Annotated in this window: 12 protein-coding genes; 4 read left to right on the top strand and 8 right to left on the bottom strand. The window is 36.2% G+C overall.

Going from position 1 to position 12,180, the window contains the following annotated elements; all coding sequences use genetic code 11:
* Position 1: 1 nt before the first annotated feature.
* Complete coding sequence (ptsP, locus tag WBW42_RS13680; protein WP_032062757.1) at positions 2 to 2,854, bottom strand: phosphoenolpyruvate--protein phosphotransferase; 2,853 nt, start codon at positions 2,852 to 2,854, stop codon at positions 2 to 4.
* Positions 2,855 to 3,170: 316 nt separating this feature from the next.
* Entirely contained in the window at positions 3,171 to 4,031 is an 861-nt protein-coding gene (locus WBW42_RS13675; protein ID WP_005068960.1) for an alpha/beta hydrolase family protein, read from the bottom strand.
* A 141-nt stretch (positions 4,032 to 4,172) separates the two neighbouring features.
* Here WBW42_RS13675 and WBW42_RS13670 point away from each other — a divergent pair, with 141 nt between their 5' ends.
* Complete coding sequence (locus WBW42_RS13670) at positions 4,173 to 4,628, top strand: hypothetical protein (protein ID WP_005068962.1); 456 nt, start codon at positions 4,173 to 4,175, stop codon at positions 4,626 to 4,628.
* Positions 4,629 to 4,653: 25 nt separating this feature from the next.
* On the opposite strand, the gene WBW42_RS13665 is transcribed toward WBW42_RS13670, so the two are convergent.
* The 3 genes from WBW42_RS13665 to brnQ form a co-directional block, all read right to left on the bottom strand.
* Positions 4,654 to 4,908, bottom strand: a complete 255-nt coding sequence (locus WBW42_RS13665; RefSeq protein ID WP_005068965.1) for a hypothetical protein — start codon at positions 4,906 to 4,908, stop codon at positions 4,654 to 4,656.
* 259 nt (positions 4,909 to 5,167) lie between these two features.
* Positions 5,168 to 5,587: a GlcG/HbpS family heme-binding protein gene (locus tag WBW42_RS13660; RefSeq protein ID WP_002120910.1), complete on the bottom strand. Its 420-nt coding sequence runs from the start codon at positions 5,585 to 5,587 to the stop codon at positions 5,168 to 5,170.
* A 189-nt stretch (positions 5,588 to 5,776) separates the two neighbouring features.
* Positions 5,777 to 7,078: a branched-chain amino acid transport system II carrier protein gene (gene brnQ / locus WBW42_RS13655; protein WP_032055944.1), complete on the bottom strand. Its 1,302-nt coding sequence runs from the start codon at positions 7,076 to 7,078 to the stop codon at positions 5,777 to 5,779.
* Between the two features lie 352 nt (positions 7,079 to 7,430).
* On the opposite strand from brnQ, the gene map reads away from it, so the two are divergent.
* A complete protein-coding gene (map, locus tag WBW42_RS13650) occupies positions 7,431 to 8,225 on the top strand; it encodes a type I methionyl aminopeptidase (protein ID WP_002121088.1) in 795 nt (264 codons plus the stop codon).
* Positions 8,226 to 8,270: 45 nt separating this feature from the next.
* Here map and WBW42_RS13645 read toward each other — a convergent pair whose 3' ends face one another.
* The gene (locus tag WBW42_RS13645; protein WP_002120927.1) at positions 8,271 to 9,170 is read right to left on the bottom strand and encodes a LysR family transcriptional regulator; all 900 of its coding nucleotides are present in this window, start codon (positions 9,168 to 9,170) and stop codon (positions 8,271 to 8,273) included.
* Positions 9,171 to 9,412: 242 nt separating this feature from the next.
* On the opposite strand from WBW42_RS13645, the gene WBW42_RS13640 reads away from it, so the two are divergent.
* Positions 9,413 to 9,736, top strand: a complete 324-nt coding sequence (locus WBW42_RS13640; RefSeq protein ID WP_005068972.1) for a hypothetical protein — start codon at positions 9,413 to 9,415, stop codon at positions 9,734 to 9,736.
* A 47-nt stretch (positions 9,737 to 9,783) separates the two neighbouring features.
* Here WBW42_RS13640 and grxD read toward each other — a convergent pair whose 3' ends face one another.
* Positions 9,784 to 10,125 (bottom strand): Grx4 family monothiol glutaredoxin, encoded by a 342-nt coding sequence (gene grxD, locus WBW42_RS13635; RefSeq protein WP_002120913.1) that lies wholly within the window; start codon positions 10,123 to 10,125, stop codon positions 9,784 to 9,786.
* Positions 10,126 to 10,352: 227 nt separating this feature from the next.
* On the opposite strand from grxD, the gene WBW42_RS13630 reads away from it, so the two are divergent.
* On the top strand, positions 10,353 to 11,561 hold the full coding sequence (locus tag WBW42_RS13630) for an aspartate aminotransferase family protein (RefSeq protein ID WP_005068973.1): 1,209 nt from the start codon (positions 10,353 to 10,355) through the stop codon (positions 11,559 to 11,561).
* Between the two features lie 55 nt (positions 11,562 to 11,616).
* Here the strand turns inward: WBW42_RS13630 and WBW42_RS13625 are convergent, their stop codons facing one another.
* Positions 11,617 to 12,048 carry a CBS domain-containing protein gene (locus WBW42_RS13625; protein ID WP_002121094.1) on the bottom strand — a complete coding sequence of 144 codons (432 nt, stop codon included), beginning with the start codon at positions 12,046 to 12,048 and terminating at the stop codon, positions 11,617 to 11,619.
* Between the last annotated feature and the right edge of the window lie 132 nt (positions 12,049 to 12,180).

Here is a 12,180-nt window from a genome sequence, read left to right as displayed (position 1 = left end):
TTTACATTTCTTGTTCGGATAACTGACGTACAGCAGTAGCGCTATCACATTCAAGTGCACGCTTAGCAAGCACTTGAGCTTGGCTGTAGTTAAGTGTACGAATTTGTGCTTTAACCAAAGGAATACTATTTGGTGACATACTAAGCTCATCTACCCCTAAGCCCATTAGAATGGGCACAGCTTTTGGATCGGCTGCGAGTTCACCGCATATACCAACCCATTTGCCATACTTATGCGCAGCTTTTACAGTTTGATCAATCAATTGCAAAATACTTGGGTGTAGTCCATCAGCTTCAGCTGAAAGGATAGGGTGTCCACGGTCAATGGCTAATGTATATTGAGTTAAATCATTTGTTCCGATACTGAAAAAGTCCACTTCTTTCGCGAGAATAGGTGCAAGTAAAGCAGCAGAAGGAACTTCAATCATGATACCAACTTGTAAGTTGGTGCATGGATGTGCAGCTTTAACTTCATCAAGAATAGTTTTTGCAGCACGCCATTCTTCCACACGGCCAATCATTGGAAACATGATTCTTAGAGGGCGGTCATCTGCAGCTTTAAGCAAAGCAATAAGTTGTTGACGCAACAATTCAGGCTGTCTTAGCGTTAAACGGATACCTCTTAGACCTAAAAATGGATTTTCTTCTTCAGCAATTGGAAGGTAAGGAAGCGGTTTGTCACCACCTACATCTAGCGTACGTACTACGAGAGGGCGGCCCGCTAGAGCATCTAAAACAATACGATAATCTGCTTCTTGGGTAGCTTCACTCGGAGCGCTACTATGCGCCATAAAAACAAGCTCAGTCCTGAGTAGGCCAATTGCTTCAGCGCCATATTCAACCGCATGGGCTGTTGCTTGAACTTTTCCTAAATTGGCAGCAATTTCGATTTGATGTTGATCTAGAGTAATCGCAGGTTCTTGGCTGTGACGTTCAGCTTCTTCACGAATTTTTTTCTGAAGGTCTCGTTCTTGTTTTGCTTGTTCGATTTGTTGAGCATTGGGATTTAAGATAAAAGCTCCAGTATCTCCATTAATTAAAAGAGAACTTTTTTGCTCAATATCTAGTACTTGATCACCAGCCCCAACAATTGCAGGGATACCTAAAGCACGAGCAACAATAGCACTATGAGCGCTTGCACCACCTACAGCTGTCAAAATACCTGCTACACGATCTTTATTAAGTCGGGCTACATCACTTGGTCCCACGTCATACATGATCAATATATAAGGTTCTTTAGGTTCTTCGATGATGACCTCACCGCAGAGTTGAGCCAAAACGCGATCACCAATATCACGTAAGTCTGTAGCACGCTCAGCTAATAATCGATCTGGTAAAGCTGCTTGCTCTTTGGCTGCTGCTTCAATATGTTCATGCCAGGCAGCAGGAGCAGAAAGATTTAGGTTAATCTTTTGATAAACACCATTAATAAGATCTGGGTCATCAAGCATTTCCAAATGTGCTTGGAAGATTTGCTTAATTTCAGCCACTTCAGATTTTGCAATAACTTGGTGAATATTGTTTTTAACTGCGTGAAGTGCAATATCAAGTTTTTCTTTTTCTGCTTTGACACTTAAGCCCATGCGTTCATATTGGTAAACCTTAGGTTTAATTACATGTACAGGGCCAAAAGCTAAACCGCTTGAAGCAGCAATTCCTGTATTTGTGCTAAGTGGTTTTGAATGGCTTGGGATTTCACTAGATTGCTCTACTTTGATGTCTGAAGATTTTATAGGTTCAACTTCTTCACCTAAGCCTTGTTGTACTGCCAGAATAACTTTATCTAAAGCGTCAACTGCATCCGTTTCTGGTTCAGCAATGAAACGTAAAGTTTGGCCGCGTTTACAACCTAAAGCTAAGAGACGTGTCAAACTTTTAGCTGAAACAAAATTGCCTTCATCTACTGCGACTTGGATATCACCTTGAAAACTTTTTGTTAGGTTTACTAAATGAGTTGCTGGTCGAGCATGTAATCCATGTGCATTAGCGAGTACAACAGAACGGTGGGGCCAATCGGGAATAACATCTGCACCAATGATTTTAGCAATTTCATTTGGTGCTTGTGTTTGGTCTAATTGTGCAACTTGCTCTGGATTAAACAGAATATCAATCAGTCGATTAAATCTCTGGCTATCTAATTGTTCATTGGCAGCTATACAAACTAGCGTATTTAACTTTTTTTCACCTAGCTCTAAAGCATGGCGAGGCTTTACGATACTGATTGCTGGTTGTTGAACAAACTTACTACTTGAAATAGACCAGATCTGATCTTGTAGTTGAATAACTTGATCAGGGTCAAGTGAACTTAGAAAGCCGCACTTTACGAAATTGTGCTTTTTTAGAATCTGAGATGCTGACCAAAATAAATCTTCAATATCTTGAGATTCAATTTCAGTTTGAATTAAATTCTCATGCAAAGTTAAAGATAATGGTTGAGCTTGTAAGATTTCAATAATTTGTTCAGGTTGTTTAGCATTTTTTACCTGTTCACTTACATCATGCATTAAAGCTCGAGTTAATATTTGTAGAACTTGTAAATGTTCATCAGATTTTGCTGCAATAACAACAGCTAAATAAATTCTGTTTTCACCATCCCATATAATTCCTTCTGGAAAGTGAGCTAAACGGATACCTGTTTCTAGAATAAATTCGCGAGATTGGGGTGTACCGTGGGGAATAGCAATGCCTTGACCTAAATAGGTGGCACTTTGTTGTTCGCGATTAATGAGTCCTGTAATGTAGTCAGGTGTAACTAACCCATCTTTTACCAATATATCTACTAGACACTGTAATGCATGCTTTTTATCAACAGCATGTTGATTCATATGAATATGTCGAGGCTCTAGTGCTAGCATACTTATCCTTGAACAATTTCTTTGGTTTAGCTAAACAGAAAAAAAGAAGCTGTTAGTATTAAAAAAAGGTTAGTTTAACCGTTTTTAAACAACAGCTTCGTATAAATAACGATAGCAGAACTTTAAAGCTATATCGACGTATTTACGTAAATAATGCTTGTTTTTAATACAAAGGAATAGGTGATTAATATATTTTGTTTTCTTATGATAATTATTAGGTTAATAAACTAACTTTATAAAAGAAGTGGGTATTAATATTAAAAAAAACCTCTATACCGGATTACGGGTATAGAGGCAAAAGTAAAAGATCAATAGATTAGTGTTGGATTTCCTGTTCTAAAAGTGACCATAAGTTTTGATGTGATTTTTTAAACATTAGCATGTGCCCAATTGATTTATGCCCAAGTTTCATGGGATTTAGCTCTAGCATTTTTGTGGGCGCATTAGGATAAAGTTTTAATAAATCTTCAACGTTACGCTCGGTTGCAATTTCATCGTCACTTGCCCAAATTGAAGTAATAGGGCAGATAATTTCACTATGAAAATCATGATGGACTGTTTTACCTATAGCATTTTTCACATAGCCAGGATGGCTGCAAAATTCTCGCCACTGTTGGGCGACTTTTTTAGGTAAGTTTTCTCCCATTCCAATAAATTGAGTAGCACCATAACCTTTAAAAGCACTAGAAATTGGAAAGATGACATTGAACATTACCGGTGCTAAAAACTTGGTTTTACCTTTAAGACCTTTTACATGGCCAGTGGAACCTGCGACCGCGATAACTTTTGCTACTTTATGAAAATTAGGAACAATTCCTAATAGCTGCCCACCAGCACTGTGGCCAAGAAGGGTAACTTGTTCTGCTTTAGTTTTTTCTAATAACGTATCAATTGCACAAGGAATATCGAGAACTCCCCAATCATTAATACTTGCTGTACTTTGCTTCAAAGACCCGTGTAAAGAGCCTCCAATTCCACGGAAATCAAAGCTTAATACGTCATATCCTTGTTCGCTTAACCATGTAGCAAAAGAATGATAGAAGTTTTTAGTAATACCTGTTGCTGGACAGATCAATACGGGATTTGCTGATTTTGGGGATTGAGCTGGATAAAAATGTGCAGCAAGTTGATAACCATCTTTACAGGTCATCCAAAATGATTCAAAAGTGTTATCCATAATATTTCGTAGTGATTGGTTTATTGATGTCTTTAATTTACACGAGTTCTGAAATGAAACTTGGTTAAAATGTGACTATAAAGTCAATATTTATGTTATATAGCTCATTAAATTTGAATAAAACAAATAATTGGAAAAAATATGGATTTACCGAAAGCTGTACAGCTCGCAATTGTATTTAGTGGCATATTTTTATGGATAGGGATGTTGACTGGGGTATGGAAATATTGGCAAATACGCCGTTCAGAATTAAGTCGTGCTCATTATTATGTGGATATCGCTCATCGAAGTAGTTTGTTATATGCAGCTGCTAGCCTAATTTTAGCTGTATTAAGCTATTTTACTGTTTTAAATGAAAATATTACTTTATGGTGTGTATTCGCAAATATTCTATTTTTTAGTTTTTCAATTCTGGTTTATATCATACATGGCTATTTACAGGACACAACAAATCAATTCAAACGTCCTCACAAGCTAGGTCGTTTTAGCTTACCTTCATGGATGATGACTTTAATGATGGTGGGATTAATTTTGACTGAATTAGTAGCTACAGCTATTTTAGTTATCGGAACAATTTTTTTATTTTTGGATGTATAAAAATGGATGATTGCTCATCCATTTTTTAAGTATTCGAGTTTTGTTGACTAAGACGTCTTTTAGCTAGTTTTCGCATCTTATGGTCGACAAAGGCCCACACACAAAATATGAAAGAAACAACCATCGCATACATAAAGTATTCGGGTTTCAGATTTCCTTTAATCATACCTTGAAACAGTAAAGTCAGCATAAGAGCAAGCGGTGTTACTCCATAAACAACTGAATCTTTGCTGTTCAGAGTGTTAATGAAGACTTGTTTGTTGAAATGTAATGATAACATCTCCATCCCTCCTTGTGGTTGCGCTAAAACCGAATGTTTTAGTCAAGAATAAGTTTAATGTTGTACTTCTATTTTTAATTCAATTCAATAGTGAATAGAAAATTTTTTGAACAGTTTTATAAAAAACTCTATGTTTATAAATGGTTAAGGTATTAAAAAAGTAAATATTAAATATTTTTGTATAAAATACTTAATATTTTAGAAAAGAGAAAATATTTTAATGAAAAGTGTAATAATTTCTCTTTTCTATCATTTCAGGTTAGCTGTTTTGTTTTTTTAAAAATATATCAATCGCATGTTGAGCAATTTCTGCATCTTCAAAAGATTGGACACCAGAAACGCCAATGGCCCCTAAAATTTGTCCATCATAAATAATGGGTTTTCCACCTTCTAACATTCCTTGAGCACTAGGCATACTTAAAAAACCTAAGCGTCCACTTTGCAGAAGTTCTTCGTAAAATTTTGAAGGTCTACCTGATATTGAAGAGCATTTTGCTTTTTCTAAACATAAATGTGAGGATAAAGGTGAAGCACCATCTAAACGCTTCATCAACAGTAGAGAACTTGTTTCATCAACAATAGCGATACTGACTTTAAAGTTGTGTTCAATTGCATATTTTTGAGCTTCTTCCATTAAAAACTCTGCATCTGCTTGTGTTAGGTAATATTTACTTTTCATTGTTGCTCTTCTTTCCTAGTAAGCTAAAAATTATTTTAGTGTAATTTTACAGTAAAAACTGATTATATCTATAGTTGATTTGTCGTTGAAAGTAGTGTGGAAATAAAATGCCGGTTGGGTAAACTCAGCATTTTATTCAATATATAAAATCATGTTTGGGTAAAACTCGATTTCAAAAAAGACACTAGATTAAATGTTTTTAAATTTAACTTTGTCGATAATTACGGTAATTGCTAGAACAACTAAAGATGGGATCAACCAAGCTAAGTTTTGTTCATTTAAAGGTAAATGTTGAAGAAAATTAGGTAAATAATCACCAAAACCAGCAACTTTAATACCGTCAATAATACCGAAAATTAAAGCAATACTTGTTACTGAACCGACAATAAAAGAGGGTTTGTGCCAAAATTTCCAAAAGAAGCTCAGCATAATCACAACAATGGCTGGTGGATAAATTGCACTTAAAACAGGTACTGATACGGCAATAAGTTTGGTTAATCCAAGATTAGAAATAATGAAAGAGAAACCAACTAAAATGAATACTAAAAGTTTGTAAGGTAATTTAGTTAACTGAGCAAAATACTCACCGCAAGCACAAGTTAAGCCAATCGCTGTCACCATACATGCTAAGAAAATGAGGCCAGTTAAGAATAATGAACCCATATTGCCAAAAGCATGTTGAACATATGCATGTAAAATTACTGCACCATTTGCTGCATTTGGTGCTACTTCATGACTACCTACACCTAATTTGAATAAGCTTAAATAGACTAAAGTAAGACCTGCACCAGAAATAAGACTGGCAATAATCGCATACTTAGTGACTAATTTTTTATCGGTAACACCACGCGAATAAATCGCTTGAATAATTACGATACCGAATACTAATGCGCCTAAAGTATCCATAGTGAGATAACCGTTTACGAAACCTTCCGAAACTGGAGATTCAACGTAATGGTTGATTGGAGCAGGGACGTAACCCGCTGGGATCATAACTGCTGCAATACCTAAAATTGCTAAAGCAATAATTTTTATGGGAGCAAGCACATGACCAACAGTATCTAATAACTTGTTTGGATAAAGTGAAACTACAGTTACAAATGAAAAATAAATTGCGCTGTAAATTAAAAGGCTACTACTTGATGTTCCAAAATAAGATGAAAAACCAATTTCATAAGAAACAGTAGCTGTACGTGGAGTAGCAAATAAAGGGCCTACTGATAAATAACAAACAACGGTTAAAATCAGACTTGCTACTCGGCCGAGAGGAGAGCTAATAATTTCAATGGAACCCTGCATACGAGAGAGTGCCATGATGGTAATTACGGGTAGACCAACTGCAGTAATCAAGAAGCCTATAGCGGCTAGCCATACATGATCACCGGCTTGTTGAGCGACAATGGGAGGAAAGATAATATTGCCAGCCCCAATAAAAAGAGCAAAGGTCATAAAACCTAGGGCAATAATATCTCCAGTACGAAGATGTTGCATAAATTAAAATTAATAAAAAAGAAGGAATTTTAGAGCAAAAGAGATCATGATCAAGCGGTATTTTATGTGAAAAAGATTTTTTTCAGAGCATAAAAACCTTTAATAGATATTAAAAATATCAACTGGTTAAGGTATGTATTTGAAAAACCATTGAAAGAAATTAGGAAATCATTTTTTGTCTCTGACTTTTTAAAGAAATTATGCAAAAATAAAAGTATGAATTTCTATTATGAATGTTGAATATTTGGGCATTTAATGCTTCCAGCCTATCCTATATCCGTTCTAGAATATTCTAAATTAACTTACATTTTTGTAGGCGTGGTAAAAGCAGTGCCTACGAGGATAAAACTGAATGAGAGCTTCTACTGTTACAATAAAAACTGAACAAGATCTGGAAAAGTTAAGAATTTCTGGACGCTTGGCTGCACAAGTTTTAGAAATGATAGGGGCATATATTAAACCGGGTGTATCTACTGAATATTTAGATAACCTGTGTAATGACTATATTGTAAATACTTTAAAAGTAATTCCTGCGAATGTGGGATATCATGGTTTTACTAAAACAATATGTACATCAGTAAATGAAGTAGTTTGCCATGGAATTCCGTCACCGAATAAGATTTTAAAAGATGGCGATATTATTAATATTGATGTCGCAATTATTAAAGATGGCTATTTTGGTGATACGAGCCGCATGTATTTTGTAGGTGATGTAAACCCGCAAGCAAAAAAACTTGTTGATACAACTTATGAAGCGATGGTTGCTGGGATTCATGCTGTTAAGCCAGGAGCTACACTAGGCGATATTGGTTATGCTATTCAGTCAGTTGCTCATCGAGAAGGGTATAGCATTGTTCGAGAATATTGTGGTCATGGGATTGGTAAGGTTTATCATGAACAACCTAATGTTTTACATTATGGACAGCGCGGCCAAGGCTTAGTATTAAAAAAAGGTATGGTCTTTACGATTGAACCGATGATTAATGCGGGTAGACCACAGGTTAAAGAATTAAATGACGGATGGACAGTTATTACTCAAGATCTTTCGTTATCTGCGCAATGGGAACATATGGTTGCTGTAACTGACACTGGCTTTGAACTCTTAACACCTTGGCCTGAAGGTGTAGGAAACTATCCTGTAATTTAAAAATAAAAAAAGTTCGATAATTATCGAACTTTTTTTAAATTCATTTTAATGCTCAGAAAGATGTTCTACCAAATAATCAATAAATACTCGTACAGCAGGTAATAACCCTCGGCGTGATGGATATACAGCATGTAATATACCGTGAGGAGCTTTCCATTCCGGTAAAATTTGTACAAGCTGTCCAGATTTTAGAAAATCTTCTGCTGCGCTCTCTGGTAGTAAAGCGATCCCACAGTTTTGACTCGCTAATTGCGCCAACATATGGATATTTGTACCCATTACGATAGGGCTGACTTTGATTTTCTTTTGCTGATTGTCTGGACCATGCAAAAGGAATTGTTGATCAAGATGCTCTTCTGACAAACTTAAAATGCGATGCTCACTAAGTTGTTCTGGATTTTTTATATCTCCAAATTCATTTAGATATGCTTGACTTGCAAATAGACTCTGTTCAATAAGTGCAAACTGTCTAAGAACTAAACTTGGATCATCATCTAGTTTTGAGCGAACACGTAAAGCAATATCAATTCCTTCATTAATGACATCTACTCGACGATTGCTGACCATAAGTTGCAAACGAATTTCTGGATATTTTTTTAAGAAAGCAGGCAAAATTTTAGGCAGTTGATTTTGAGCAATATCAACAGGAACACTAACCTTTACAACACCTCTAGGTTGAATGCTTAAATGATCAACCAAATCATGAGCAGCCTGTGCAGCATTCATCATGACTTGAGCATGTCTATAAATATCCATCCCAATATCTGTAACAGCAAAATGACGAGAGCTGCGTTGAATCAGGCGAACGCCTAAGTTTTCTTCTAGGCTATATACACGACGACTTAGTTTTGATTTTGGTATATCCGTTACACGCTCAGCGGCACTAAAACCACCATGCTCAACGACGAGAGCAAAACAATAAAAATCATCAAGATCAGTGAGCATTAAAATATCCTATTTCTGCAACAACCATGATTTTACATTATTAATTTTGCAACGATAATTCTTAAACTAAATTTTTTGTAATTAAAACATATACTAAGATATTTCCTTTAACTGAGAATTTGAAATTATATTGTCATTACAATGTAATTTTATTGTATGTTTTTTGATGAGTGGTTCTAGCCTTTTCTAGAACTTTCAATTAATTTCTTTTACACTACAATTTTCTATTCTTTTCAAATCTAATGCACTATCAATTAATTGAACTTAACGATACTTCTGCGAATATTGAATGTCCATTTTGCAAACAAGCAATAATTGACTGGGCGCAAGAACAATATATTCAGCCATGTGAACATACTTTATTTATTGCTATGGATTTGGGGTTTGAATTTATTGCTGATCGATTTGAAGAGTGTATGGATCAAAATGTGGATGAGTTGCACGAAGATCCGAATATGAATATTTTTGAAGCTCTCACGACAACAACTTATGAAAATCTAATTATTTTAAAATCTGATTTAGGTGTGGAAAATTTATTTCGCTATGTCGGGGTAAGTGATCGTTGAAATTGAGAGTATAAAAAAGCCAATCTATTGATTGGCTTTTTTATTATTTACGCTTCTGGCGCTGCGCTGTATTGTTCAACTAATGGTTTTAATTCGCCATTTTGGAACATTTCAAGCATGATATCGCTACCACCAATAAGTTCGCCATTTACCCAAAGTTGCGGGAATGTAGGCCAGTTCGCAATTTTTGGTAATGTTGCACGAATATCAGGGTTTTCCAAAATATTTACATATGCAAATGGACGACCAATTTGACTGAGCGCCTCTACAGCACGTGCAGAGAAACCACATTGTGGAAACTGTGGAGTGCCTTTCATGTAAAGTAAAACGGGATGCTTCGCAATTTGATCGCGGATTAACGCTTCAGTATCACGTGCTTGTTCAGTCATAAAGAGATCCTCAACTAATCTAGCAGCATTATAGGGGGTGTTTATATCGCTTTGCAAACCACCTGATTACTTAAAGTTGCATTGAATATTCAATATTTTATTGTATAAACCGAAGCGATAACAAAAAGCGGACGAAATTTTAGATAAATGAGTGATGAGACTTTTCATCAGAGCCAGTTTTTGCTTATATAAACCCTTCTTAAAACCTCATACAGACAGAGTTCGTTATGAATGATATTACCCTAGCTCCAATACAACCTGATCAACCATCACATTTAATGGCTACTTATGGTCGCCAAGCGATCAGTTTTGTACGAGGCCGAGGGGCATATCTATATACCGAAGATGGCACAGAGTATTTAGATGCTTTAACCGGTATTGCTGTATGTGGTTTAGGTCATGCGCATCCAGTCATTGCAGAAGCAATTGCTGAACAGGCTGCAACACTTGTGCATACGAGTAACTTATTTGAGATTTCTTGGCAAACGGCAGCTGCTCAGAAGCTTGCTGAAGTTTCAGGGATGGAAGAGATCTTCTTTTCAAACAGTGGTGCAGAGTCAAATGAAGGCGCCATTAAAATTGCTCGTAAATTTGGTACTCAACAAGGTGTAAGCTCCCCAAAGATAATTGTGGCAGAGCAATCATTTCATGGTCGTACCTTAGCAACACTTTCAGCTACCGGTAATAAGAAAGTACAAGATGGTTTTGCTCCTTTAACCAATGATTTTATTCGTGTGCCATTTGGTGATGTAGAAGCAATTCAAGAAGCTGCTTTGCAGCACCCAGATATTGTTGCGATTTTGATTGAACCTATTCAAGGTGAGGGTGGTATTAATACAGCACCTCAAGGCTTTAGCTATCTTGAAGAAGTCCGCACCATATGTAATCAACATAACTGGCTAATGATGCTAGATGAAATTCAAACAGGTAACGGCCGTACCGGTAAGTATTTTGCTTATCAGCATACAAACATTGTGCCTGATGTTTTGACGACTGCGAAAGGACTTGGTAATGGCTTTCCAGTAGGCGCGGTAATGACCCAAGGTAAAGCTGTTGGCTTATTAGGGCCTGGTAGCCATGGGTCTACTTATGGTGGCACAGTGCTAGGTTCTCGTGTGGTTTATACAGTAATTGATACAATCCAAAAAGAGAATGCTGTAGAAAACGCGGCAGTTGTTGGTGGTTATATTGTTGATCAATTACGTGCGCAATTGGCACATAAAGATGTGCAAGTACGTGGCTTTGGTATGATGATTGGTATTCAATTGCCTAGAGACTGCGCTGAGCTCGTTGCAATAGCTCGAGATCAACATAAGCTTATTATTAATGTTACAGCTGGTTCAGTAGTACGTTTATTGCCACCAATTAACATGACTCAAGCACAGGCTGATGACTTGCTAGAGCGTTTAGTTGCTTTAATTAATAACTATCTTTAAGTTTTTACATCAATAAAAAATGGGCATATAAATGCCCATTTTTTATATGAAATAATTAACCAGAGATATACTGCTTTAATTGTTCAATGAGATTTTTCTGATCTTCCATCGCAGCTTTTACTAAGTCGCCAATAGAAATAAATCCAACTAGTTTTTCATTGTCTAATACAGGTAAGTGGCGTAAGTGACGATCTGTCATAAGCTGTAAGCACTCTTCAACTGTATTGTTTAGGCTTACTGTAAGCACTTTAGATGTCATAATTTCAGCAACGGTAGTGCTATATGATGAACGTTCCATAAGCGTTACTTTTCGTGTGTAGTCACGTTCAGACAAAATTCCGACAACTTTTTCACCCTCAGCTACGACGAGCGCACCAATTCCTTTATCCGCCATAATCTTAATTGCTTCAAGGACAGTGGCTTCTGGAGAAATTGTAAAAATATCTTGCTCTGCTTTGTTCTTGATTACTTGTGCAACGATTGTCATTTCTTCTGTCCTGTGTTTTATCATTTTGTTTTAAATTAGCTTGATTTTATAAAAATGCAAAGACTGGATAGTCATTAAATACAAGTTTCACACTCAAGCGTTCAAAAAGCATTCTAATAGAGATTAAGAACC

Source organism: Acinetobacter sp. LT1 (assembly GCF_059800965.1).
Note: the sequence above shows the minus strand (reverse complement) of the source record. Positions and strands in the feature narration are given on the sequence as shown.

Excerpts from the sequence above, each read along its gene's own strand:
- WBW42_RS13625 (WP_002121094.1), bottom strand. The coding sequence starts at position 12,048 with ATGACAATCGTTGCACAAGTAATCAAGAACAAAGCAGAGCAAGATATT.
- WBW42_RS13630 (WP_005068973.1), top strand. The coding sequence starts at position 10,353 with ATGAATGATATTACCCTAGCTCCAATACAACCTGATCAACCATCACAT.
- grxD (WP_002120913.1), bottom strand. The coding sequence starts at position 10,125 with ATGACTGAACAAGCACGTGATACTGAAGCGTTAATCCGCGATCAAATT.
- WBW42_RS13665 (WP_005068965.1), bottom strand. The coding sequence starts at position 4,908 with ATGTTATCATTACATTTCAACAAACAAGTCTTCATTAACACTCTGAAC.
- WBW42_RS13645 (WP_002120927.1), bottom strand. The coding sequence starts at position 9,170 with ATGCTCACTGATCTTGATGATTTTTATTGTTTTGCTCTCGTCGTTGAG.
- WBW42_RS13675 (WP_005068960.1), bottom strand. The coding sequence starts at position 4,031 with ATGGATAACACTTTTGAATCATTTTGGATGACCTGTAAAGATGGTTAT.
- ptsP (WP_032062757.1), bottom strand. The coding sequence starts at position 2,854 with ATGCTAGCACTAGAGCCTCGACATATTCATATGAATCAACATGCTGTT.
- WBW42_RS13640 (WP_005068972.1), top strand. The coding sequence starts at position 9,413 with ATGCACTATCAATTAATTGAACTTAACGATACTTCTGCGAATATTGAA.
- WBW42_RS13670 (WP_005068962.1), top strand. The coding sequence starts at position 4,173 with ATGGATTTACCGAAAGCTGTACAGCTCGCAATTGTATTTAGTGGCATA.
- map (WP_002121088.1), top strand. The coding sequence starts at position 7,431 with ATGAGAGCTTCTACTGTTACAATAAAAACTGAACAAGATCTGGAAAAG.
- brnQ (WP_032055944.1), bottom strand. The coding sequence starts at position 7,078 with ATGCAACATCTTCGTACTGGAGATATTATTGCCCTAGGTTTTATGACC.
- WBW42_RS13660 (WP_002120910.1), bottom strand. The coding sequence starts at position 5,587 with ATGAAAAGTAAATATTACCTAACACAAGCAGATGCAGAGTTTTTAATG.